The organism is Streptomyces cupreus, from assembly GCF_014257025.1.
Taxonomy (GTDB): domain Bacteria; phylum Actinomycetota; class Actinomycetes; order Streptomycetales; family Streptomycetaceae; genus Streptomyces; species Streptomyces cupreus.
In genome coordinates this window covers 65,720-88,609 of sequence record NZ_JACMSF010000026.1, presented here as the reverse complement: position 1 = coordinate 88,609, position 22,890 = coordinate 65,720, and the positions used below count along the sequence as shown (strand labels likewise).

Genomic DNA, 22,890 nt, shown 5'->3' with positions numbered 1-22,890 from the left:
CTGGTCCCCTGCCGTTCGCATCCGCCTTGAGGGGAACATGATGTCCCCGGAAGCTGTGCGTCGGCCACCGGCACAGCCGTGACGCGCTGTGCACGACGCCTCCGATAGGGTCGGCCGCGATGCACAAGACGCTCATACTGACGAACGACTTCCCGCCCCGCCCCGGCGGCATCCAGGCCTTCCTGCACAACATGGCGCTACGGCTGGACCCGGAGCGGCTGGTCGTCTACGCCTCCACCTGGAAGCGCGGCCGGGAGGGCGTCGAGGCGACCGCCGCCTTCGACGCCGAACAGCCCTTCACCGTCGTCCGCGACTCCACGACGATGCTGCTTCCCACGCCCCGGGTGACCCGGCGGGCGGTCGGGCTGCTCCGGGAGCACGGCTGTACGTCGGTGTGGTTCGGGGCGGCGGCCCCGCTCGGCCTGATGGCACCGGCCCTGCGCAGGGCCGGTGCCCGGCGCCTGGTCGCCACGACCCACGGCCACGAGGCCGGCTGGGCCCAACTGCCCGCCTCGCGGCAGCTGCTGCGCCGGATCGGGGACTCGACGGACACGATCACCTACCTCGGCGAGTACACGCGCTCGCGGATCGCCACCGCCCTTTCGTCTTCCGCCGCTTCCCGGATGGTGCAGCTCCCGCCGGGCGTCGACGAGAAGACCTTCCACCCGGAGTCCGGCGGCACCGAGGTCCGCGCCCGCCTCGGCCTGACCGACCGTCCGGTGATCGTCTGCGTCTCCCGGCTGGTCCCGCGCAAGGGCCAGGACACCCTGATCCTGGCGATGCCCCGCATCCTGGCGAAGGAGCCGGACGCGGTCCTGCTGATCGTGGGCGGCGGCCCGTACGAGCAGGACCTGCGCAGGCTGGCCCACGAGACCGGGGTGGCCCGCTCCGTCCACTTCACGGGCGCGGTCCCCTGGTCCGAACTCCCCGCCCACTACGGCGCCGGCGACGTCTTCGCCATGCCCTGCCGCACGCGTCGGCGGGGCCTGGACGTGGAAGGCCTCGGCATCGTCTACCTGGAGGCCTCGGCGACGGGTCTGCCGGTGGTCGCGGGCGATTCCGGCGGGGCACCCGACGCGGTGCTCGACGGCGAGACGGGCTGGGTGGTGCGCGGCGGCTCGCCCGATCAGGCGGCCGACCGGATCGTCACCCTCCTCGGCGACGCGGAACTGCGCCGCAGGATGGGGGAGCGGGGCCGGGAGTGGGTCGAGGAGAAGTGGCGCTGGGACCTGCTGGCGGAGCGGCTCAAGGAGCTGCTGTAGGCACGGACGTCAAAGGCGCGGTGCCCTCGAAGAGGACACCGCGCCTTTACGACCCGGTCGGTCACTTCGCGTAGATCGCCTCGATCTCCTGCGCGAAGTCCTTCGCCACCACGTTCCGCTTGAGCTTCAGCGACGGCGTCAGATGGCCCGACTCCTCCGTGAACTGGGCGGGCAGAATCCGGAACTTGCGCACCGACTCCGCCTTGGACACCGCCGCGTTGCCGTCGTCGATCGCCGACTGGATCGCGGCCAGCAGATCCGCGTCCTCGCGCAGCGACGCGGCGGTGGCATCCGCGGGCTTGCCGTGCTCGGCGGCCCAGCGGCCCAGGAACTCCTCGTCGATGGTGACCAGCGCGCCCACGAACGGCCGCCCGTCGCCCACCACCATGCACTCCGCGACCAGCGCGTGCGCCCGGATCCGGTCCTCGATCACGGCCGGAGCGACGTTCTTGCCGCCCGCGGTCACGAGGATCTCCTTCTTGCGGCCGGTGATCCTCAGGTAGCCGTCCTCGTCGAGGGTGCCGATGTCACCGGAGTGGAACCAGCCGTCGGCCAGCGCCTCCTCGGTCGCGCCGGGGTTGTTCCAGTACTCCTTGAAGATGTGCTCGCCGTGCAGCAGCACCTCGCCGTCGTCGGCGATGCGCACCACCGAGCCGGGCAGCGGCTGGCCGACCGTGCCGATCTTCTGGCGGTCCCAGGGGTTGAAGGCGGTCGCCGCGCAGGACTCGGTCAGGCCGTAGCCCTCCAGGACCGTGAAGCCGATGCCGCGGAAGAAGTGACCGAGGCGCTCGCCCAGCGGGGCGCCGCCGGAGATGGCGTACTCGCCCCGGCCGCCGAGGACCGCGCGCAGCTTGCTGTAGACGAGTTTGTCGAAGACCTTGTGCTTGATCTTCAGGCCGACGGACGGACCCGAGGGGGTGTCCAGCGCCTTGCTGTAGGCGATGGCCGTGTCCGCCGCCTTGTCGAAGATCTTGCCCTTGCCGTCCGCCTGCGCCTTGGCGCGCGCCGAGTTGTAGACCTTCTCGAAGACGCGCGGCACACCGAGGATCAGCGTCGGCCGGAACTCGGCCAGTTCATCGGTGAGGTTCTTGATGTCCGGCAGACAGCCCAGCTTGATCGGCGCCATCATCGGGGCGATCTGCACCAGCCGGCCGAAGACGTGCGCGAGCGGCAGGAACAGCAGCACCGAGCACTCGCCGGTACGGAACAGCGGGCGCAGCCGCTCCACGACATTGCCGCACTCCGCGAAGAAGCTGCGGTGGGTGAGCACACAACCCTTGGGGCGGCCGGTCGTGCCGGAGGTGTAGACGATCGTCGCCGGGTCGTCGGCCTTCGCCAGCGAGCTGCGCTCCTCGACCGTCTCGTCGCTGACGTCCTTGCCGAGCCGGCCCAGCTCCTCGATGCCGCCGGCCTCGATCTGCCAGACGTGCTTGAGGGCGGGCAGCCGGTCGCGCACCGACTCCACGGCGGCCGTGTGGTTGTCCAGCTCGGTCAGACACGCGGTCGCGCCCGAGTCGCCGAGGATCCACTGCACCTGCTCCGGGGAGCTGGTCTCGTACACCGGCACGGTGATCGCGCCCGCCGACCAGATCGCGAAGTCCAGCAGGGTCCACTCGTAGCGGGTGCGGGACATCAGCGCGATCCGGTCGCCCGGCTGCACCCCGGCCGCGATGAGGCCCTTGGCCGCGGCGCGCACCTCGGCGAGGAAGGCGGTGGCCGTCACGTCCTGCCAGCTGCCGCCCACCTTGCGGGCGATGACGGCGACATCGGGATGCTGCGCGGCGTTTCTGCGGACGATGTCGGTCAGATTGCCGTCCGCGGGGACCTCGTACAAAGCCGGAAGGCTGAACTCGCGCAAGACTGCTGCTCCTCATAGGGCGCCGGCGCCACGACGTTGTGTGATGCGACGGTGCGGTCCAAGGCTCGGGCAGGTACCCAGGAATTCCGGTGGTTGAAATCCTGAGCACGACTGGACTGCCCGGACGTTACCCGCCGGTATGGCTTCTTCGACAGGGGGACCGGCGAGATGTTCGCTGCGTCACATGGATCGGTACCGCGATATGTCCTTCTGCGCGCACAGTAGTCGACGGCTCTGACGACTAGCCAGTAACCGCAGGTCCGGCCGCCACTGTTCACGCATGCCGCACACGCTTACGCTTGATCGCCATGGCATCCACACCAGCCGGTAACAGCAGGACGCGCGTTCACGTGGTCAGCGACGTACACGGCAACGTCCGTGACCTGGCCAGAGCCGGTGACGGCGCGGACGCCCTGATCTGCCTGGGTGACCTGGTCCTCTTCCTCGACTACGCCGACCACTCGCGCGGCATCTTCCCCGACCTCTTCGGCGCCGAGAACGCCGACCATATCGTCGAACTGCGCACCGCCCGCCGCTACGAGGAGGCCCGCGAGTTCGGCGCCCGGCTGTGGGCGGGGATCGGCTCGGACCGCGGCGCGGTGATCGAGAAGGCGGTACGCAAGCAGTACGCCGAGCTGTTCGCGGCGTTCCCGACGCCGACGTACGCGACCTACGGCAACGTCGACATGCCGCCCCTGTGGCCCGAGTACGCGGGCCCCGGCACGACCGTGCTGGACGGGGAGCGGGTGGAGATCGGCGGCCGGGTCTTCGGCTTCGTCGGCGGCGGACTGCGCACGCCGATGCGCACGCCGTACGAGATCAGCGACGAGGAGTACGCGGCGAAGATCGAGGCGGTGGGGGAGGTGGACGTGCTGTGCACCCACATCCCGCCGGAGGTGCCCGAACTGGTCTACGACACGGTGGCGCGGCGGTTCGAGCGGGGCAGCAGGGCGTTGCTGGACGCGATCCGGCGGACGCGGCCGCGCTACTCGCTCTTCGGCCATGTCCATCAGCCGCTGGCGCGACGGATGCGGGTCGGATCGACGGAGTGCGTGAACGTGGGGCACTTCGCCGGGACCGGGAAGCCATGGGCGCTGGAATGGTGACGTCGGGTGCGCGGTAGCCTTCACGCTGCACACACGTGCGCACGAGGACGACATACCGGCCCGCATCTGGAGGAGCCACGGCGATGGCGGAACACACCAGTTCGAGCATCACGATCGAGGCGGCACCGGCCGACGTGATGGGGGTGATCGCCGACTTCGCCCGCTACCCGGACTGGACCGGCGAGGTGAAGGAGGCGGAGGTCCTCGCGACGGACGGCCAGGGCCGTGCCGAGCAGGTACGCCTGGTGATGGACGCGGGCGCGATCAAGGACGACCAGGTGCTGGCGTACACCTGGACCGGCGAGCACGAGGTGTCCTGGACGCTGGTGAAGTCCCAGATGCTGCGCTCCCTGGACGGCTCGTACATCCTCAAGCCGGCCGGGTCGGGTTCGACCGAGGTCACATACGTCCTGACGGTCGACGTCAAGATCCCGATGCTCGGCATGATCAAGCGCAAGGCCGAGAAGGTCATCATCGACCGGGCACTGGCGGGGCTGAAGAAGCGCGTGGAGGCGGGTTCCAAGTAAGTCGCCGGGTGGGCCTCCGTTACCGTTCACCCTCATGCGCACCCTCTTGATCACCGGCCCCGGTGGCAGCGGTCGTACGACGATCGCTGCCGCCACCGCGCTTGCCGCCGCCCGGGACGGTGAGCGGGTTCTTGTGCTGAGCGCCGACCGTGACGACACCCTCGGTGCCGTGCTCGGGACGCCGACGGGGCCCGCGCCCGTGGAGGCCCGTGAGCGGCTCACCGCCTGGCGGCCCGACGCCGCCGCCGGATTCCGGGACGACCTCGCCGCCTTCCAGGAGCGCGCCACCGCCGCCCTCGACCTCCTCGGCGCATCCCGGCTCGACCCCGAGGAGGTCACCCCTCTTCCCGGTGCCGAAGAGCTCACCCTCCTGCGCGCCCTGCGCGACGCCGCCCTCTCCGAGCGGCACGACCTCCTCGTCGTCGACCTCCCGGCCACCCCGCACGCCCTCGCCCTCCTCGCCCTCCCCGAGGAACTCCGCCGCTACCTGCGCCGCCTGCTCCCGCCCGAGCGGCAGGCGGCCCGCGCCCTGCGGCCCGTGCTCGGACGGCTCGCCGGGGTCCCCATGCCGGCCGAGTGGCTGTACGAGACCGCGGCGCGCTGGGACGTCGAGCTGGCCGCCGTCGAGGCCGTCGTGGCCGACCGGCGCACCGCCGTACGACTCGTCGCCGAGCCCGGACCCGCCGGTGCCGACGCCGTGCGCGGCGCCGGCCTCGCCCTCGCCCTGCGCGGACTGCGCGCCGACATCCTGGTCGCCAACCGGGTCGCACCGGAGGACTGGCCCCCGGGGCTCGTCGCCCAGCAGCGCAAGATCCTGGCGGAGTGGCAGGAGTCGTACGACGTCCGGGCCGTCCCCCACCGCGGACACGATCCGCGCGGCGACGACGACCTCCGCGCCCTGGACGCCCCCGAGGCCGTCAACTCCGCGTGCTCCACCGTCGAGTGGCCCGTCACCGACCGCCTCGCCGACGACGGCGTGCTCGTCTGGAACATCCCGCTCCCCGGCGCCGTACGCGACGACCTCGACCTCGTCCGGCGCGGGGACGAACTCGTCGTCACCGCGGGCCCGTACCGCCGTATCGTCCCGCTGCCGTCCGCCCTGCGCCGCTGCACTGTCGACGGGGCCGCGCTGCGCGACGGCGTGCTGCGGATCCGGTTCGCGCCCGACCCCCGGTTGTGGCCCGTGACCCGGTGAACGCGGTACGCCCGTTCGGGTAACGTCGTAGGGACGAACCGTAGTCAGGAGTCCGTCATGAGCGAAGAGCTCCCCCCGTCCGACGCCGCCGGCCAAGAGGCGCTCGACGAGGTACGGGCGACCGACGCCGACGCGTGGGCGACGGCGTGCGCCGAGGACCTCGCCGCGGAACAGGCCCGCCACCGAGCCCAGTACGGCCCGCCGCCCGGCTCGGCCGCCGAGGAACTGCGCAAGCTCGTCGACGCCGTCAGCGACAAGCTGTCCTCGCTCCAGTCCCCGCTGCTCGGGGCGGTCGCCGGACCCGCCGCGCAGCAGATGGTCAAGCAGGTCGTGGAGCAGGCGAAGGCCGCCGTCGAGCCCGTCATCGAACGCAACCCGGACGTCTTCGACCACCTCGCGGCGGCCGGAAACGAACTCCTCGCCGCCTACCGCTCCGCCGTCCAGGCCCAGGAGCGCCGCTGGACCACCGGCGACGACCACGACCTGGAAGAGCGCCGCGACCGCGGCGACGACTCGGGTCCCGGCGAGCGCATCGACCTGGACTGACACTCCGGCCGATCCTCCAGGGACGCTCGAAGCCCGCGCTCGCAGGGCGGACGACTCGAACCTGACGGCAAGGCCTCGGGTACGGTTGGCCGTAGCGGGGCTCGACCGAAACTGAGGGATTCATGGGACTCACCATCGGCGTCGACATCGGCGGCACGAAGATCGCGGCCGGCGTGGTCGACGAGGAAGGCAACATCCTCTCGACCCACAAGGTGCCGACCCCGGGCACGCCCGAGGGCATCGTGGACGCCATCGCCTCCGCCGTCGAGGGCGCGCGCGCCGGGCACGAGATCGTCGGCGTGGGCATCGGTGCCGCCGGTTACGTCAACCGCCAGCGCTCGACGGTCTACTTCGCGCCGAACATCGACTGGCGCCAGGAGCCGCTGAAGGAGAAGGTCGAGGCCCGCGTGGGCCTGCCGGTCGTCGTGGAGAACGACGCCAACGCCGCGGCCTGGGGCGAGTACAAGTTCGGCGCCGGCAAGGGCCACCGCAACGTCATCTGCATCACCCTCGGCACCGGCCTCGGTGGCGGCATCATCATCGGCAACAAGCTGCGCCGCGGGCACTTCGGCGTGGCCGCCGAGTTCGGCCACATCCGCATGGTCCCGGACGGGCTGCTGTGCGGCTGCGGCTCGCAGGGCTGCTGGGAGCAGTACGCCTCCGGCCGCGCCCTCGTCCGGTACGCCAAGCAGCGCGCCAACGCCACCCCCGAGCGCGCCGAGGTGCTGCTCGCCCTGGGCGACGGCACCCCCGACGGTATCGAGGGCAAGCACATCTCCGTCGCCGCCCGGCAGGGCGACCCGGTCGCCGTCGACTCCTACCGCGAGCTCGCCCGCTGGGCCGGCGCGGGCCTGGCCGACCTGGCCTCCCTCTTCGACCCCTCCGCGTTCATCGTCGGCGGCGGCCTCTCCGACGAGGGCGAACTGGTCCTGGACCCGATCCGCAAGTCCTACAAGCGCTGGCTGGTGGGCGGCAACTGGCGCCCGGTGGCCGACGTGATCGCGGCTCAGCTCGGCAACAAGGCGGGCCTGGTGGGCGCGGCGGACCTGGCGCGGGAGCCGGACCCGATCATGTGACTCCCCGACGGGGCGCGAGGCGTACACCCCTCGCGCCCCGCCCCCTTGGGCGTACATTGATCCGCATGTCTGACGGTTCAGCCCTCGTCCGAGTCCTGAGCTACAACATCCGCTCCATGCGGGACGACACCGCCGCACTGGCCAAGGTGATCAGGGCCTGCGCACCGGATCTCGTGCTGGTGCAGGAAGCCCCCCGCTTCTTCCGCTGGCGCAAGAAACTGGCCCGCCTGGCCCGGGCGTCGGACCTGGTCATCCTCACCGGCGGCGCCACGGCAGCGGGACCCGCGATCCTCTGCGGCCTCCGCACCAAGGTCGAGCGCACCGAGGACGTCCTCCTCCCGCTCACGCCGGGACTACACAGGCGCGGCTTCGCCACCGCCGTCGTCCGGCTCGGCGGCGCCCGGCTCGGGGTGCTGAGCTGTCATCTCAGCCTCCACAAGGAGGAGCGGTACGAGCAGGCCGGAATGCTCCTCGACCGCCTGGCCGGAATGGGCGTGGACCATGCCGTCGCGGGCGGTGACCTCAATGAACGCCCGGGCGGCCGTTCCTTCTCCCGGCTGTCCGACACCCTCCAGGACTGCTGGGCCACGGCCCCCGAGGGCGGCGAGCACACCTGGACGCGGTCCGAGCCCCAGGGCCGTATCGACGCGATCTTCGCCACGAAGGGCATCGAGGTGATCGGCTGCGGAGTCCCGCTGGACCTCCCCGGTGTCACGGACGCAGACCTGAGGGCGGCCACGGACCACCTCCCGGTCCTGGCCGCCCTCAAGATCCCGTACTAGCTACGGCCGCTGCTTGGCCTTGTCGACGACGGCCCAGCTGTCCAGATACGAGAGCTGGGTGTACGTCTTCATGGCCGCGCCGTCCCGACGGATCGGGTTCCCTTTTCGCCCATGTGTGTCAGACGACCGCTCCACGCCCCGGGTCGTCGTCCTCGTCGTCCGGGCGCATGCGCATCACCAGCGTGGCGAAGCCGCCCAGGAAGCCCCCGATGCCCAGGGTCGTCAGCCACCAGGTCATGTCCCAGCCCAGCAGGACCGCGAGCAGCAGCAGTATCGGTCCGCCGAGGACCGCCAGCCAGGCGAACTTCGCCGTCGTGTCCGCCGCGGGCAGCGGCGGGGGCTCCGGAGGGACGAAGTGGCCCTCGTCGTCCTCGTCGAAGTCCTCGTCCGTCGGCTCGGGTGCGGTGTAGTCGCGCGGGCCGACGCCGGGCGCGAAGGCGACGGAGCCGCCGAGCGGCTTGACCGGCTCGGTCTTGGTGTCGCCGTCGGAGTTCTCGGCCTTGTCGGCCTCGTCGTCGTTGGTCTCGGCCTCCAGCAGCGCCAGGTCCTCGACGGACTTGAACGGCTTGGAACCCGGCGGGTCCGGCGGCTCCTCGCCGTACCCGGCGACGATGGCCGCCCATGCGGCGTCCTCGTCGAAACGGGCACCGTGGTCGTCCGGCTCGCGATCCTCACGGTCGGAGTCGTGCTCAGCCACCTACGGCCGTCCCTTCCTTGCCGAGACTTGGTGCGAGCCGGGTCATGAACGCGTGGCTCTCCTCGAAGATCCGGTCCGCGTCATGGTCCAACGTCGCCACGTGGTAGCTCTGTTCCAGCACGATCTCCGTCACGTCCGCCGACGAGACCCGACCAAGGACGCGGGCCGAGTCGGCCGGCGGCACCACATGGTCCTGCGGGCTGTGCAGAAGCAGCAGCGGCTGGGTGACCTGCGGCAGCTCGCCGTCGACCAGCCGGAAGAAGTGCCGCAGGGAGTGCGCCGCGTGCAGCGGCACCCGGGTGTAGCCGAGCTCCTGGCTGCCCTCCTTGGCGATGTCGCTGGCGATGCCCTTCGTCGTGCGGACGAGGTGCCGGGCCACCGGCAGGGCGTGCGCGGCCAGGCCGTGCACCTTGTTCGCGGGGTTGACCACGACCACGCCGTCGATCGCGTCGCCGTGCTTGGCGGCCAGCCGGAGGGCCAGGGCGCCGCCCATCGACAGACCGGCCACGAACACATGCGTGGAGCGCTCCCGCAGCGCGCGCAGCTCGCGGTCCACCTCCGCGTACCAGTCCTGCCAGCCGGTGAGCTGGAGGTCCTCCCAGCGCGTGCCGTGCCCGGGCAGCAGCGGCAGCGAGACGGTCAGACCGCGCTCGGCGAGATACTCCGCCCAGGGGCGCAGCGACTGCGGGGAACCGGTGAAGCCGTGGCAGAGGAGGACGGAGATCTCCCCGCCCTCATGGCGGTACGGCTCGGCTCCAGGAAGGACCGGCACCTTCGGTCTCCTGTTCATGAGGTCGGTTGCAGGTACTTCACCGTACGCGACCGCACTGACACCGACCAGGGTCGTCGGGCTCTTTGGCGGGCGCTCCGGGATAAGGTCTGATCGACAGACACAGGAGGCACTCGGTTGTTGTACGGCGCGATGAAGGTATCCATCGGGGGGCCGCTGAAGCTCGCCTTCAGGCCCTGGGTGGAAGGCCTGGAGAACGTTCCCGCCGAGGGCCCCGCGATCCTGGCGAGCAACCACCTCTCGTTCTCGGACTCGTTCTTCCTGCCCGCGGTCCTCGACCGCAAGGTCACCTTCATCGCGAAGGCCGAGTACTTCACGACCCCGGGCGTCAAGGGCCGGCTGACGGCCGCGTTCTTCAAGGGCGTCGGCCAGCTCCCGGTGGACCGCTCCGGAGCGCGCGGCGCGGGCGAGGCGGCCATCAAGAGCGGTATCGAGGTGCTGGAGCGCGGCGAGCTGTTCGGCATCTACCCGGAGGGCACGCGCTCGCCCGACGGCCGGCTGTACCGGGGCAAGCCCGGCGGCCTCGCGCGCGTGGCGCTCGCCACCGGCGCTCCGGTCATCCCGGTCGCCATGATCGACACGGAGAAGATCCAGCCGCCGGGCAAGGTCGTGCCCAAGCTGATGCGCCCGGGCATCCGGATCGGCAAGCCCCTGGACTTCAGCCGCTACCAGGGCATGGAGCACGACCGCTTCGTCCTGCGCGCGGTGACCGACGAGGTCATGTACGAGATCATGAAGCTCTCCGGCCAGGAGTACGTCGACATGTACGCCACCGCCGCCAAGCGCCGGATCGCGGAGGCGGCCAAGGCCGAGAAGGAAGCGGAGAAGGCGGCCAAGGCCGCCCTCGCGAAGGCCGACAAGGATCAGGCGAAGAAGGAAAAGTCCGAGTCGTAGACGCGGCAGCCCGGTTCGGGGGGTGGGGGAGTTGGCCAAGCGCGAGAAGGTCCTGAGGATGTCGGTCGAACAGCCGCTGTGGCGTGCGCTCAGGGGGTACCGGATCCTCACCCTGCTGTACGCGATCGGCTTGTTCATCAGCGCCTACGACGAGTTCGCCCGCCCCTGGGTCGCCATCGCCTACTTCGCCGTACTGACCGTGTGGACGTTCGCGACCCTGCCCAAGGTCGCGAACGCCGCCGCCTGCACCAAGCGTTTCCTCACCGCCGATCTGACGATCGCGATCGTCGGCATCCTGCTCACGCGCGTCGCCGACTCGGTCGCGCACATCGAGTCGGGCAGTCCGACGCTGCCGTCGATATGGACGGCCGGGTCGGTGCTGGCGTTCGCCATCAAGGGCGGCTGGCGCTGGGCGGCCTTCGCCTCCACGCTGGTCGCCGTCGCCAACCTCGTCCACCGCGGCTCCCCGACCCGCGACACCGTCCACGCGGTGGTCCTCGTCTGGGTCGCCTCCATCGCCATCGGCTACGTCGTCGAGGTCGCCCGCGCCTCCGAGCGCACCCTCGCCCGTGCCCTGGAGATCGAGGCCGCGACCAGGGAACGCGAGCGGCTCGCCCGGGACATCCACGACAGCGTCCTCCAGGTGCTCGCCATGGTGCAGCGGCGCGGCGCCGTCATCGGCGGCGAGGCGGCCGAACTGGGGCGCCTCGCAGGCGAGCAGGAGGTGGCGCTGCGCACGCTGGTCTCCGGCGGTCTGACACCCGTGTCGCGGGCGTCGGAGGACGAGGCCGCGGGCGCGGTCGTACGAGCCGTGGAGGAAGAGGCGGACGAGGGTGGGCCGCTCGATTTGCGGGCCCTGCTCGCCCCCTACGCCGGGTCCCGGGTCAGTCTCGCCGAGCCGGGGGCGCCTGTGGTGCTGGTGCCGGCCGCCGCTCGGGAACTGGCCGCGGCCGTCGGGGCCGCCCTGGACAATGTGCGCAAGCACGCGGGCGAGCAGGCGCGCGCGTGGATCCTGGTGGAGGACGAGCCGGACGCGGTCATCGTCACCGTCCGGGACGACGGACCGGGCATCCCCGAGGGGCGGCTCGCGCAGGCGGAGGGCGAGGGGCGGCTGGGGGTCGCCCTGTCGATCCGGGGGAGGCTGCGGGACATCGGGGGCAGCGCGGAGCTGATCTCGGTGCCCGGACAGGGCACGGAAGTCGAACTGAAGGTACCGAAGCAGATGTCCCGGGGGATGCGATGAGCGAGCAGAGCGCGCCGATCAAGGTCATGGTGGTCGACGACCACCCGATGTGGCGTGACGCCGTCGCCCGTGACCTGAGCGAGTCCGGGTTCGAGGTGGTCGCCACCGCGGGCGACGGCGAGCAGGCCGTGCGCCGCGCCAAGGCCGCGGGCCCCGACGTCCTCGTCCTCGACCTCAACCTGCCCGCCAAGCCCGGCGTCCAGGTCTGCAAGGAACTCGTCGGCCACAACCCGGCCCTGCGCGTCCTCGTCCTGTCCGCGAGCGGCGAGCACGCCGACGTCCTGGAGGCCGTGAAGTCCGGCGCCACCGGCTATCTGCTGAAGTCGGCGTCCACCGAGGAACTCCTCGACGCGGTCCGCCGTACCGCTGTCGGCGATCCGGTCTTCACTCCGGGCCTGGCCGGCCTTGTGCTCGGCGAGTACCGGCGCCTCGCCTCCGAGCCCGCGCCCGCCGACCGCGACGCCGACCAGCCGGGCGCCCCGCAGCTCACCGAGCGGGAGACCGAGGTGCTGCGCCTGGTCGCCAAGGGCCTGAGCTACAAGCAGATCGCCGAGCGCCTGGTCATCTCCCACCGCACCGTGCAGAACCACGTCCAGAACACCCTCGGCAAGCTCCAACTGCACAATCGCGTGGAACTCGTGCGGTACGCCATAGAGCGCGGACTTGACGACGCGTAAACCAACCGCCCGACGTTTCACCGGAATTGCCCTACCGACCCATCCCTGAGTGACCTGGATCACTATTAGCGTGGCCTCACCAGGCAACCGCGGCGAAGGGACATTTCCATGCGGGTCGGAGTACTGACCGGAGGCGGCGACTGCCCCGGTCTCAACGCCGTCATCCGGGCCATCGTCCGCAAGGGCGTTCAGGAGTACGGCTACGACTTCGTCGGCTTCCGGGACGGCTGGCGCGGTCCGCTCGACGGCGACACCGTGCGTCTCGACATCCCCGCCGTGCGCGGCATCCTGCCCCGCGGCGGCACCATCCTCGGCTCCTCGCGCACCAACCCCCTCAAGCACGAGGACGGCATCAAGAGGATCAAGGAGAACCTCACCAAGCAGGAGGTCGACGCGCTCATCGCGATCGGCGGCGAGGACACCCTCGGGGTGGCCGCGCGGCTGTCCGACGAGTACGGCGTGCCCTGCGTCGGCGTCCCCAAGACCATCGACAACGACCTCTCCGCCACCGACTACACCTTCGGCTTCGACACCGCCGTCGGCATCGCGACGGAGGCCATCGACCGGCTGCACACCACCGCCGAGTCCCATATGCGCGTCCTCGTCGTGGAGGTGATGGGCCGTCACGCCGGCTGGATCGCCATCCACTCCGGCCTCGCGGGCGGCGCCAACGTCATCCTCATCCCCGAACAGCGCTTCGACATCGAGAAGGTGTGCGCCTGGGTGACCTCCCGCTTCAAGGCGTCGTACGCCCCCATCGTGGTAGTCGCCGAGGGCGCCATGCCGAAGGACGGCGACATGGTGCTCAAGGACGAGTCGCTGGACTCCTTCGGGCACGTCCGGCTCTCCGGCGTCGGCGAGTGGCTGGCCAAGGAGATCGAGAAGCGCACCGGCAAGGAGGCCCGTACGACCGTCCTCGGGCACGTCCAGCGCGGTGGCACCCCCAGCGCCTTCGACCGCTGGCTCGCCACCCGCTTCGGCTTGCACGCCATCGAGGCCGTCCGCGACGGCGACTTCGGCAAGATGGTCGCCCTGCGCGGCACGGACATCGTCCGCGTCCCGATCGGGGAGGCGACGGCGAAGCTGAAGACGGTGGATCCGGAGCTGTACGAAGAGGTCGGGGTGTTCTTCGGCTGATCCGGCGGCACCCGGCTATGGGTCGTATATTCGGCCCATAGCCGAGCGGAACGGGAGCAGTCGTGGAGATTCTGGCCTTCGGTGTCCAGGCGGACGAGAAGCCTCTGATCGAGCACGCCTTCGCCGGTCACCACGACGTCCGGTGTCTGGACGTCTTCCTCAATGAGGACACCGCCCCGATCGCGGCCGGCTACGAGACCATCTCCACCAGCGTCAACGCCGACCTCGGCGCGCGCGTCCTGGAGATCCTCGCGGCCGGCGGCACGCGGATGGTCGCCCAGCGCTCCACCGGCTTCAACAACATCGACCTGGACGTCGCCGAGCGGCTCGGCATCACGGTCGCCCGGGTGTCGTACTACTCACCGTACGCGGTCGCCGAGTTCGCCTGGACCCTCGCCATGGCCGTCAACCGCCGTATCGTCCGCGCCTCCACCCGCACCCGGGACTTCGACTTCCGGCTCGACGGACTGATGGGGCGTGACATGCACGGCCGCACCGCCGGTGTCCTCGGCACCGGGAAGATCGGCGAGGCGTTCGCCCGGATCGCCCACGGCTTCGGCATGAAGCTGCTCGGCTGGGACATCGCCGAGAACCCCGCCTGTATGGAACTCGGCATGAAGTACGTCCCCAAGGAGCAGCTCCTCGCCGAGTCCGACCTGGTCAGCCTGCATGTCCCGCTGATGCCCGAGACACAGAACCTGATCGACGCGAGCGCCCTGAAGGGGATGCGGGACGACGCGATCCTGGTGAACTCCAGCCGCGGCGGCCTGATCGACACCGCGGCCCTCGTCACCGAACTGCGCGCCGGCCGCTTCACCGGCGTCGGCCTCGATGTGTACGAGGCGGAGGCGGGCCTGTTCTTCCTCGACAAGTCCCTGGAGGCTATCGAGGACGACATCCTGGCCCGCCTGGTCACCTTCCCGAACGTCCTGGTCACCTCGCACCAGGCGTACTACACCGTGGACGCCGTCGGCCAGATCATCGACGCCACGGTGAAGAACGTCCTGGACTACAAGGAGGGCCGCCGCTCGGAGAACGTGCTGGTGCCACGCAGCTGACCCACCAGCTCCCGGACGATCGCGGCACCGTTCAGCGTCAGCACCGACTCGGGGTGGAACTGCATCGACGCGAATCCGGGCCCCCGCAGCGCATGGACCTCGTACGACGCACTCCGGCTGACCTCGATCCCGTGCGCGGCCAACTCCCCGGCCGCCTCGTCGTCGCAGCGCGCCACGAAGCTGTTGTAGAAGCCGACGGTCTCCGACCGCCCGAACAGGTCCACGGTCGTCTGCGCCCCCTGATAAGGCACGTCCTTCCGTACGATCTCAAGACCCAGCTCCACCGCGATCAGCTCGTGCCCGAGGCAGACGCCGAGGACGCCGTGCCGGTTGTTCCGGATCACCTCGGCGGTCAGGTCCCGCAGGAACCGCATCTTGGGGTCTTCCAGGTCGGAGGGGTCGCCCGGACCGGGACCGAGGACGACCGGTCCCTCGTGCGCGAGGACCGTCTCTCGCAGCCCCAACTCGTCGTACCGCCGGACGGTGACCTCAAGGCCGCTGGAGCGCAGCACATGCGCCAGCATCGCGGTGAAGGTGTCCTCGCCGTCGACGACGAGGGCGTGTCCGGTGAGTTCGTCGGACCGCTCCTGCATCCGCAGCCAGAACGGCGCGAGGGAAGCCCGGCGTCCGTCGAGCGCGGCACGCACGCGTGGGTCGTCGGCGAGACGTACGCGCGCGTGCTCCTCACGCGGCCGTGACGGACGTACGCCCAGAGCCGCCAGCACTCCCGCCGCCTTGGCGTGTGTCTCCGCGACCTCGCTCTCCGGGTCCGAGCCGCGGACGAGGGTCGCGCCGACCGGCACGCGCAGATGGCCGTCGGCCGAGATGTCGGCGGTGCGGATGAGGATGGGGGAGTCGAGAGTCTGGGCCCCGACTGATTTCTCCCGCCCGCCACCCGCGTACCGGCCGAGCAGCGCCAGCGCCCCCGCGTAGTAGCCGCGCCCGCCGACCTCGTGCCGCTCGATGACCCGGCAGGCGTTCTGCACGGGCGAGCCGGTGACGGTGGCCGCGAACATGGTCTCGCGCAGGACGTCCCGCGCATCCAGCGAGGACTTCCCGCGCAACTCGTACTCCGTGTGCGCGAGATGGGCCATCTCCTTCAGCCGGGGCCCGACCACCACCCCGCCCATGTCCCCGACGGTGCACATCATCTTGAGCTCCTCGTCGACGACCATCGACAGCTCCTCGATCTCCTTGCCGTCGGCGAGGAAGTCCAGCAGATGCCCGGGGGTGGGGCCTTCGGCCGGATAGCGGTACGTCCCACTGATCGGGTTCATGACGACGGTGCCGCCGGACATCCGCACGTGCACCTCGGGGCTCGCCCCGACCAGCGTGCGCTCCCCGGTGTGCACGACGAAGGTCCAGTACGCGCCCCGCTCGCCCTCCAGCAGCCGCCGGAACAGCGCGAGCGCGTCGGCGCGTCCGAACCCCGGGATCTGTCCCTCGTACGTCCGCCGGATCACGAAGTTCGCGCCCTCGCCCCGCCCGATCTCCTCCCGCAGCACACGCCCGACGATCTCGGCGTACTCCTCGTCGCCGACGTCGAAGCCGCCGCCCTCGACGCGGACGTCATGGGCGGGGAGCTGCTCCAGCGCCTGGGCGAGCGGGATGTCGCAGCGCTCCTCGGGGATCAGCACCGTGAGCGGCGTTCCGTCGTCGCGGACGTCGAAGCCGCGCTCGCGGATCTGGCGGAAGGGGATGAGCGCGAGGCCCTCGTCGGGGAGGTCGGCGAGTCGGTCGTGGGAGCGGACCGGGCCGAGGAACACCTCCACGGTGTCCTCCTCGTGGCCCGGCGTGCGGCGGCGCAGCAGGGCGAACGGGCGGGGATCGTCGAGCAGGTCGAGCAGCTGCATGGGTCCGTTTCCTTCTCGGCTGGGGAGCTCGCGTGGAGTTCACTGAGAGGAACGGACCCCGGAAACGCCGAAGGCCGCCCCTCGGGCGGCCTTCGCGAAGTCTTGCGTACGCGCAGTCAGTGGGCCGCCGGATGAGCGGTCCACCACCAGTTCTGGGTCGAATGCGCGAACATGCGAGGCACCATACCCCATGTCCGAGGGGCGTACCCCGTGTCTCAATTGCTGGGCATGGGGCAGGGTGCCCGACACGACCCCGTAATGTTGACGTCGTGACCGTGAACGCTAAGACCAGCGCAAGCGCTGGCAACACCTGGCGAAACCTGCCCGCGGCGCAGCAGCCCGAGTACCCCGACACCGAGGCTCTGCGCGCAGTGATCGCGGACCTTGAGTCGTATCCGCCGCTCGTCTTCGCGGGCGAGTGCGACCAGCTGCGCGCCCGGATGGCGGCCGTCGCCAAGGGAGAGGCGTTCCTCCTCCAGGGCGGCGACTGTGCCGAGGCCTTCGACGCGGTGTCCGCGGACCAGATCCGCAACAAGCTCAAGACCCTGCTCCAGATGGGCGCCGTGCTGACGTACGCCGCCTCGGTGCCGGTCGTGAAGGTCGGCCGCATCGCCGGTCAGTACTCCAAGCCGCGCTCCAAGCCGACCGAGACCCGCGACGGCGTCACCCTGCCGACCTACCGCGGCGACTCCGTCAACGGCTTCGACTTCACCGAGGCCGCCCGCGTCCCGGACCCCGAGCGCCTGAAGCGGATGTACCACGCCTCCGCCTCCACGCTGAACCTGGTGCGCGCCTTCACCACGGGCGGTTACGCCGACCTGCGCCAGGTGCACGCCTGGAACCAGGACTTCGTGAAGTCGTCCCCGTCCGGCCAGCGCTACGAGCAGCTCGCCCGCGAGATCGACAACGCGCTCAGCTTCATGCACGCCTGCGGGGCCGACCCGGAGGAGTTCAAGACGGTCGAGTTCTACTCCTCGCACGAGGCGCTGCTGCTGGACTACGAGTCGGCGCTGACCAGGGTCGACTCCCGCACCGGCCGGCTCTACGACGTCTCCGCGCACATGGTGTGGATCGGTGAGCGCACCCGGCAGCTGGACCACGGGCACATCGAGTTCGCCTCGAAGATCCGCAACCCGATCGGCATCAAGCTCGGCCCGACGACGACGGCCGAAGAGGCGCTCCAGTACATCGAGCGCCTGGACCCGGAGCGCGAGCCCGGCCGGCTCACCTTCATCGTCCGCATGGGCGCCGACAAGGTCCGCGACAAGCTCCCGGAGCTGATCGAGAAGGTCACCGCCTCGGGTGCCACGGTCGCCTGGGTGACCGACCCGATGCACGGCAACACCTTCGAGGCGGCCTCCGGCCACAAGACCCGCCGCTTCGACGACGTGCTCGACGAGGTCAAGGGCTTCTTCGAGGTCCACAAGTCGCTGGGCACCCACCCGGGCGGCATCCATGTCGAGCTCACCGGTGACGATGTCACCGAGTGCGTGGGCGGCGGCGACGAGATCTTCGTCGACGATCTGCACCAGCGCTACGAGACGGCCTGCGACCCCCGTCTGAACCGCAGCCAGTCCCTTGACCTGGCCTTCCTGGTCGCGGAGATGTACAGGGACCAGTAACCGGTTCGGTTGTTACACCAGAGCGCATTGGGGCGCGGATCACATACGATCCGCGCCCCACGCCACTTTTGCGGCTCCCTTGTGCCGGGTAAGGTTAGGTTAGCCTCACCGATCAATCGGGCTCTCGGTACATCGGTACGGCACCACTTATCGATCCCGGCGGGAGGTGAACCGCGTGTACGTCTGCAGTTGCTTCGGCATCACCGAGCAGCAGGTGAAGAAGCACGCGGAGGACGGCGCCTGCACCCCGCGCCAGATAGCCTCGGCCTGCAAGGCGGGCACCGACTGCGGTTCGTGTGTACGCCGGATCCAGGCGCTGCTGGGCCGGGGCGCTTGCCCCCGCCGTGAGCTGGCCGAGCAGGGTCGGCCGGTGCTCGCCGAACTGGAAGAGCTGGAAGAGGCCGCCTAGCGGCTCCGCTCAGCTCGGCTGCTCGATCTGCTGGGCGATGTAGAGCGCCTCACCGAGCTTGTCGATGAGCTCCAGCTGGGTGTCCAGATAGTCGATGTGGTGCTCCTCGTCCTCCAGGATCGACTCGAAGATGTTCGCGGACGTGATGTCGCCCTTGGTGCGCATCACCTCGATCCCGCGCTTGAGGCGGTCGATCGCCTCCACCTCCACCTGCCGGTCCGCCTGGAACATCTCGGTGACCGTCTGGCCGACCCGGACATGGAAGAGCCGCTGATAGTTGGGCAGACCGTCCAGCATCAGGATGCGCTCGGTGATCTTGTCCGCGTGCTTCATCTCGTCGATGGATTCTTCACGCGTGTACTTGGCGAGCTTGGTCCAGCCCTTGTTGTCCTGGATCCGGTAGTGCAGCCAGTACTGGTTGATCGCCGTCAGCTCGCCGGTGAGCTGCTCGTTCAGGAATTCGATGACCTCGGGGTCGCCCTGCATCGCAGAGGCTCCTTCCAGGAGAACGGGGGAACTGGCAGGTTGTGCCGCATCCTCGCACCGGCAACGAAGATCGTCCAGTAAGTCTTCGCTTAGTAAGTAAGTGCATGCTTAGTTTGATTCCTTCGGTTTTGCCCGCTTTGAAGTGAGGCTGGTCAAGTGCACTGCCTCGGGTCTGTCAGGATGGAGACATGGGTCAGCCGGTGGAGAGTGAATCTGGAGGAGCGGTACAGCCGGAGCTCCCGCCGGGGCAGCGCCTGCAGCGCGGCTGGCCGGTCACCCACTACGGGCCGGTCCCCAAGTTCCGCCCCGAGCGCTGGGAGTTCAGGGTCTTCGGCGCCACCGCCGACGGTGAGAAGCACTGCTGGACTCATGAGGAGTTCGCGGCTCTGCCGTACACCACCGTCGTGGCCGATCTGCACTGCGTCACCAAGTTCAGCATGCTCGGCGCCGAGTGGGGCGGGATCCCCGCCCGGACCATTCTGGAGATCGCCCCGCCCGCTCCGGCCGTCACCCATGTGATGGTATGGGCCGAGTACGGCTTCAGCTCGAACCTGCGCCTTGAGGACTTCGCCGCCGAGCGCACCATCTTCGCCACCCACAAGGACGGTGAACTGCTCACCGCGGAACACGGCTTCCCGCTCCGGCTCGTGGTGCCTCATCTGTACGCCTGGAAGGGCCCCAAGTGGGTCCGGGGCGTGGAGTACATGACGGCCGACCGCCGCGGCTTCTGGGAGGAGCGCGGGTACCACAACATCGGCGACCCCTGGAAGGAACAGCGGTACTCCTACCAGGAGGGACCGGGGGACGGGCCCGAGCTGTAGCTTTTGGGTCAGCTGTCCCTGAGCTTCTTCAGGCGCTCCACGTCCGCCGCGTGCCCCTCCTTGCCGCCGGGCGTCTCGATGATCAGCGGTACGCCCTCGGTGGCGGGGTGGGTCATCAGCGCACGGAACGGGTCCTCGCCGATATGTCCTGAGCCAATGTTCTCGTGCCGGTCCCTGTGTGCGCCGACCATATCCTTGGAGTCGTTGGCGTGGATCAGCTTCAGCCGCCCCTCGCCGACGGTGTCCACCAGCAGGTCCAGGGTCTGGTGCATGCCGTTCGGGCCGGTCAGGTCGTGTCCGGCGGCGAAGATGTGGCAGGTGTCCAGGCAGACGCCCAGCTTCGGATGGGCGTCCAGCGCCTCGAAGTACGGCCCGAAGTCCCAGGTGCGCGAGCAGAGCGAGGAGCCCTGGCCCGCCGTCGACTCCAGCAGCAGGAACGGATCGTCGTCGTGGGTCAGCTCGTCGAGCAGCGGCAGCATGTACTCGCGCACCTGCCTCAGCGCCACCGAGCGGTCCCGGCCGCCGGTCGCGCTGCCGGTGTGCACGACCACGCCCAGCGCCCCGATCTCCCGCCCGCGCCGCAGCGAGTGGCGCAGCGACTCCACCGACTTCTCCACGGTCACCTCGGTGTGCGAGCCGAAGTTGATCAGGTACGGGGCATGGACGTACGCCGGGATCGACCCGTCCGCGCAGGCCGCGCGGAAGTCCTCGTCCTGCCGCGGGTTTCCGGCGGGCGTGGCCCAGCCGCGCGGGTTGGCGACGAAGACCTGCACGGTCTCGGCCTTGAGGTCACGGGCGTAGGCCAGGCCGACGGAGTTCAGGCCGCCGGCCACGGGGACATGGCCGCCGACGGGGTTGCGGAGCTGTTGGCCGGTCATGTGTGCGTGCGTCCCGTCAGCGGATCTCGATGGTGATCGTCGAGCCCTTGGGCGCGGTGTCGCCGCCCTCCACGGACTGGCTCTTGACCGTGTCGCCGAACAGCCCCAGCAGCCCGCGGTCCTCGTCGACCTCGAAGCCCGCGGCCTCCAGCTCGGCCTTGGCGTCGTCGACGTTGTCGCCGACCACGTCCGGGACCTCGACCATCTCCGGGCCCTTGGACAGCGTCAGCGTCACCGTGTCGCCCACGACGGCCTGGGTGTCGGCCTCCGGGGTCTGCTGGGCGACCCCGCCCTTGTCGACCTCGGACGAGGTGACCTCCTCCGAGGCGACCCGCACCTTCAGGCCCGCCTCCGCCAGCTCGGCCCTGGCGTCCTCCAGGCTCTCACCGGTGACGTCCGGGACGTCGACCGGGCGGCCCTTGCTGACGATCAGCGCGACGGCGGAGCCCGAGCGGCGCTCGGTGCCGGCCGTGGGGTTCGTGGACATCACGGAGCCCCTGGCCACGGAGTCGCTGAACTCCCGGGTCACCATGCCCGGCTCCAGGCCCGCCTCCTTGATCAGCTCCTTCGCCTTGTCCAGGCGGTAGCCCTCCAGGTCGGGGACCTTCACGACCTCCGGGCCCTTGGAGATCACCAGGTTCACCGAGTCGTTGTGCCGGATGCGGCTGCCGACGGCCGGGTCGGTGCTGATGACCTGGCCGCGCTTGACGGTGTCGCTGAAGGCGCGCTCGACCTTGCCGACCTCAAGACCGGCATCCTCAAGACGGTCCTCGGCCTTCGCCTCGGTCTGGGTCAGCAGTGCGGGGACGCGGGTGAACTGGCCGGAGTTGATGTACCAGACGCCGGCGCCGACGCCGAGGACGAGCAGAACGGCGACGACGAGGGCGAGGGGACCGCGCCCGGGCACCCGGCGTCTTGTGGGCGGTGGCGGTGGCGGGGTCTCGAAGCGGCTCGTGCGGTGGAAGCGGGCCTGGTCGTCCTCGTCCTCGTCGACCGGCAGGGGGCGTGGGACCGTCAGCGAACGCGGGATCACGCTCGTGCGGTCCTCGGCGCTGTCGTGCTCGGCGGAGAGCGCCTGCGGGGGCATCGCGTCCAGCTGGTCCGCGGTGAGCGCGGCCCGGGTGTCGCGGGCCTCGGCGAGCAGGGCGACCGCGTCGTGCGGACGGACGTCGGGGGTGCGCGCGGTGGCCGAGGCGACCAGGGCGTCCAGCTCGTACGCCAGCCCCGGCACGGCGGCCGAGGGCGGCGGGACGTCCTCGTGCAGATGCTTGTAGAGCACGATCGCGGGGGCGTCCCCGTCGTGCGGCTTGTCGCCGGTGAGCATCTCGTACAGGACGACACCACACGCGTATACGTCGACGCGGGCGTCGGCGGCGCCCGGCTGTTCGATCTGCTCGGGCGCGAGGTAGGAGACGGTGCCGAGGACGGCACCGGTGGTGCTGGTGACGGAGTCCACGGAGCGCACGAGCCCGAAGTCGGCGACCTTGACCCGCCCGTCGTCCCCTATGAGCACGTTCTCCGGCTTCATGTCCCGGTGCACGAACCCGGCGCGGTGCGCGGCGCCGAGCGCGGCCAGCACCGGCTCCAGGATGTCCAGGGCGGCACGGGGCTGGAGCGCCCCGCGGTCGCGCAGCACGTCACGCAGGGTGCAGCCGGCGACGTACTCCATGGCGAGATAGACGTACGCCCCGTCGGTCCCCTGATCGAAGACCTGCACGACGTTGGGGTGCGCGAGCCGGGCGACGGACTTGGCCTCCCGGATGAACCGCTCCACGAAGGTCCGGTCGGCCGCGAGTCCCGGGTGCATCACCTTCAGCGCGAGCACACGGTCGAGCCGGGTGTCCACTGCCCGATAAACCGTGGCCATCCCACCGACGGCGATCCGCGCCTCGACGCGATAACGGCCGTCGAGCACCTGCCCGACCAGCGGGTCCTGAAGGGTCGTATCCACGCAGGCGAGTGTACGAGCAGCG

The 22,890-nt window shown here is 70.3% G+C and carries 23 protein-coding genes; 15 read left to right on the top strand and 8 right to left on the bottom strand.

Features of this window, described 5'->3' with window-relative positions; genetic code table 11:
* Window positions 1–119 precede the first annotated feature (119 nt).
* The gene (locus tag H4N64_RS23600) at window positions 120–1,262 is read left to right on the top strand and encodes a glycosyltransferase family 4 protein (RefSeq protein ID WP_186284408.1); all 1,143 of its coding nucleotides are present in this window, start codon (window positions 120–122) and stop codon (window positions 1,260–1,262) included.
* Window positions 1,263–1,323: 61 nt separating this feature from the next.
* Here the strand turns inward: H4N64_RS23600 and H4N64_RS23595 are convergent, their stop codons facing one another.
* Window positions 1,324–3,120, bottom strand: a complete 1,797-nt coding sequence (locus H4N64_RS23595; protein ID WP_186284407.1) for an AMP-dependent synthetase/ligase — start codon at window positions 3,118–3,120, stop codon at window positions 1,324–1,326.
* A gap of 350 nt (window positions 3,121–3,470) precedes the next feature.
* Between H4N64_RS23595 and H4N64_RS23590 the strand changes: the two genes are divergently transcribed.
* The 6 genes from H4N64_RS23590 to H4N64_RS23565 all read left to right on the top strand — a co-directional run bounded on the left by H4N64_RS23590 (window position 3,471) and on the right by H4N64_RS23565 (window position 8,352).
* Complete coding sequence (locus H4N64_RS23590; protein WP_186284406.1) at window positions 3,471–4,226, top strand: metallophosphoesterase; 756 nt, start codon at window positions 3,471–3,473, stop codon at window positions 4,224–4,226.
* 83 nt (window positions 4,227–4,309) lie between these two features.
* A complete protein-coding gene (locus H4N64_RS23585) occupies window positions 4,310–4,753 on the top strand; it encodes an SRPBCC family protein (protein ID WP_186284405.1) in 444 nt (147 codons plus the stop codon).
* Between the two features lie 34 nt (window positions 4,754–4,787).
* A complete protein-coding gene (locus H4N64_RS23580; protein WP_186284404.1) occupies window positions 4,788–5,948 on the top strand; it encodes an ArsA family ATPase in 1,161 nt (386 codons plus the stop codon).
* A gap of 57 nt (window positions 5,949–6,005) precedes the next feature.
* On the top strand, window positions 6,006–6,494 hold the full coding sequence (locus H4N64_RS23575; RefSeq protein ID WP_186284403.1) for a DUF5304 domain-containing protein: 489 nt from the start codon (window positions 6,006–6,008) through the stop codon (window positions 6,492–6,494).
* Between the two features lie 122 nt (window positions 6,495–6,616).
* Complete coding sequence (locus H4N64_RS23570) at window positions 6,617–7,570, top strand: ROK family glucokinase (protein ID WP_186284402.1); 954 nt, start codon at window positions 6,617–6,619, stop codon at window positions 7,568–7,570.
* Between the two features lie 65 nt (window positions 7,571–7,635).
* Window positions 7,636–8,352 carry an endonuclease/exonuclease/phosphatase family protein gene (locus H4N64_RS23565; protein WP_186284401.1) on the top strand — a complete coding sequence of 239 codons (717 nt, stop codon included), beginning with the start codon at window positions 7,636–7,638 and terminating at the stop codon, window positions 8,350–8,352.
* A gap of 118 nt (window positions 8,353–8,470) precedes the next feature.
* Here H4N64_RS23565 and H4N64_RS23560 read toward each other — a convergent pair whose 3' ends face one another.
* Both H4N64_RS23560 and H4N64_RS23555 read right to left on the bottom strand, forming a co-directional pair.
* A complete protein-coding gene (locus tag H4N64_RS23560) occupies window positions 8,471–9,049 on the bottom strand; it encodes a hypothetical protein (protein ID WP_186284400.1) in 579 nt (192 codons plus the stop codon).
* Window positions 9,042–9,821, bottom strand: a complete 780-nt coding sequence (locus tag H4N64_RS23555; protein WP_186284399.1) for an alpha/beta fold hydrolase — start codon at window positions 9,819–9,821, stop codon at window positions 9,042–9,044. The genes H4N64_RS23560 and H4N64_RS23555 overlap by 8 nt, the downstream gene beginning before the upstream one ends.
* A gap of 150 nt (window positions 9,822–9,971) precedes the next feature.
* Here H4N64_RS23555 and H4N64_RS23550 point away from each other — a divergent pair, with 150 nt between their 5' ends.
* The 5 genes from H4N64_RS23550 (at window position 9,972) to H4N64_RS23530 (ending at window position 14,848) form a co-directional block, all read left to right on the top strand.
* Window positions 9,972–10,733 carry a lysophospholipid acyltransferase family protein gene (locus H4N64_RS23550; protein ID WP_186284398.1) on the top strand — a complete coding sequence of 254 codons (762 nt, stop codon included), beginning with the start codon at window positions 9,972–9,974 and terminating at the stop codon, window positions 10,731–10,733.
* A 31-nt stretch (window positions 10,734–10,764) separates the two neighbouring features.
* Window positions 10,765–11,976 carry a MacS family sensor histidine kinase gene (gene macS, locus H4N64_RS23545; protein ID WP_186284397.1) on the top strand — a complete coding sequence of 404 codons (1,212 nt, stop codon included), beginning with the start codon at window positions 10,765–10,767 and terminating at the stop codon, window positions 11,974–11,976.
* Window positions 11,973–12,653, top strand: a complete 681-nt coding sequence (locus tag H4N64_RS23540; protein WP_186284396.1) for a response regulator — start codon at window positions 11,973–11,975, stop codon at window positions 12,651–12,653. The genes macS and H4N64_RS23540 overlap by 4 nt, the downstream gene beginning before the upstream one ends.
* A gap of 108 nt (window positions 12,654–12,761) precedes the next feature.
* Window positions 12,762–13,790, top strand: coding sequence for a 6-phosphofructokinase (locus H4N64_RS23535; RefSeq protein WP_186284395.1), 1,029 nt, complete (start codon window positions 12,762–12,764; stop codon window positions 13,788–13,790).
* 62 nt (window positions 13,791–13,852) lie between these two features.
* Window positions 13,853–14,848 carry an NAD(P)-dependent oxidoreductase gene (locus tag H4N64_RS23530; RefSeq protein WP_186284394.1) on the top strand — a complete coding sequence of 332 codons (996 nt, stop codon included), beginning with the start codon at window positions 13,853–13,855 and terminating at the stop codon, window positions 14,846–14,848.
* Here H4N64_RS23530 and H4N64_RS23525 read toward each other — a convergent pair.
* Complete coding sequence (locus H4N64_RS23525) at window positions 14,800–16,701, bottom strand: anthranilate synthase family protein (protein ID WP_186284393.1); 1,902 nt, start codon at window positions 16,699–16,701, stop codon at window positions 14,800–14,802. The two genes, H4N64_RS23530 and H4N64_RS23525, sit on opposite strands and share 49 nt — an antisense overlap.
* A gap of 116 nt (window positions 16,702–16,817) precedes the next feature.
* Complete coding sequence (locus H4N64_RS46830) at window positions 16,818–16,874, bottom strand: trp operon leader peptide (RefSeq protein WP_071528813.1); 57 nt, start codon at window positions 16,872–16,874, stop codon at window positions 16,818–16,820.
* Window positions 16,875–16,970: 96 nt separating this feature from the next.
* Here H4N64_RS46830 and H4N64_RS23515 point away from each other — a divergent pair, with 96 nt between their 5' ends.
* Together H4N64_RS23515 and H4N64_RS23510 are read left to right on the top strand one after the other, a co-directional pair.
* Window positions 16,971–18,323 carry a class II 3-deoxy-7-phosphoheptulonate synthase gene (locus H4N64_RS23515; protein WP_186284392.1) on the top strand — a complete coding sequence of 451 codons (1,353 nt, stop codon included), beginning with the start codon at window positions 16,971–16,973 and terminating at the stop codon, window positions 18,321–18,323.
* Between the two features lie 175 nt (window positions 18,324–18,498).
* A complete protein-coding gene (locus H4N64_RS23510) occupies window positions 18,499–18,732 on the top strand; it encodes a (2Fe-2S)-binding protein (RefSeq protein WP_186284391.1) in 234 nt (77 codons plus the stop codon).
* A 9-nt stretch (window positions 18,733–18,741) separates the two neighbouring features.
* Here the strand turns inward: H4N64_RS23510 and bfr are convergent, their stop codons facing one another.
* A complete protein-coding gene (bfr, locus tag H4N64_RS23505; protein WP_186284390.1) occupies window positions 18,742–19,218 on the bottom strand; it encodes a bacterioferritin in 477 nt (158 codons plus the stop codon).
* A gap of 188 nt (window positions 19,219–19,406) precedes the next feature.
* Between bfr and H4N64_RS23500 the strand changes: the two genes are divergently transcribed.
* Window positions 19,407–20,039 carry a sulfite oxidase-like oxidoreductase gene (locus H4N64_RS23500; RefSeq protein ID WP_186284389.1) on the top strand — a complete coding sequence of 211 codons (633 nt, stop codon included), beginning with the start codon at window positions 19,407–19,409 and terminating at the stop codon, window positions 20,037–20,039.
* Between the two features lie 8 nt (window positions 20,040–20,047).
* Here H4N64_RS23500 and H4N64_RS23495 read toward each other — a convergent pair whose 3' ends face one another.
* Window positions 20,048–20,917 (bottom strand): deoxyribonuclease IV, encoded by an 870-nt coding sequence (locus H4N64_RS23495; protein WP_186284388.1) that lies wholly within the window; start codon window positions 20,915–20,917, stop codon window positions 20,048–20,050.
* Between the two features lie 16 nt (window positions 20,918–20,933).
* Window positions 20,934–22,868, bottom strand: a complete 1,935-nt coding sequence (gene pknB / locus H4N64_RS23490; protein ID WP_186284387.1) for a Stk1 family PASTA domain-containing Ser/Thr kinase — start codon at window positions 22,866–22,868, stop codon at window positions 20,934–20,936.
* Between the last annotated feature and the right edge of the window lie 22 nt (window positions 22,869–22,890).